1 protein-coding gene is annotated in these 525 nt (G+C 71.2%); it reads right to left on the bottom strand.

Going from position 1 to position 525, the window contains the following annotated elements; translation table 11 throughout:
• The coding region (locus A6V37_RS41675) for a TRIC cation channel family protein (protein WP_208607853.1) at positions 1-525 on the bottom strand (525 nt) is incomplete at both ends.

Here is a 525-nt window from a genome sequence, read left to right on the forward strand (position 1 = left end):
GCAGGTGGTGCGGAGAGAAGGTAGGAGGAGGAGGAGGAGGGCGCGAGGGGGGGGTGGCGGGGGCAGGGGGGGGCAGGACGGGGCGTCGCAACGGGGCAGAATGCGCGGCAGCCGACGAGCGCCGACGAGTGAAGCGCCATGGCGAGCGGCGCCCGGTAAGGAAACCAGCGTTGGGCGAGCGCGGGCAGCAGGGCGTGAATGGCCGCCAGGCCGGCGGGGGGAAGACCCGCTCCGGGGATCAGGCTGGCGCGGGTGCTTGCCCCGGTGAGCGAGGCGCGACCGGCGGCGAGCAGCAGCAGCGGATCGGAGGGAAGGCGCGAGGGCAGCTGCAACACATTGGGAGCGAACAGGGACATCACGAAGATAGCGATGAGATAGTCCGGATGCTGGACCCAGTAGAAGGGCCGCCGCTCGAGCAGCACGTCGCGCAGCGTGCCGCAGCCGAAGGCCGGGGCGATAGCCACGAGAAACGTGCCCACAGCGTCGAGCCGGCGGGTTTTCGCCTCGATGAGACCGGAGATGGCG

Source organism: Paraburkholderia ginsengiterrae, from assembly GCF_001645125.1.
Classification (GTDB): Bacteria; Pseudomonadota; Gammaproteobacteria; order Burkholderiales; family Burkholderiaceae; genus Paraburkholderia; species Paraburkholderia ginsengiterrae.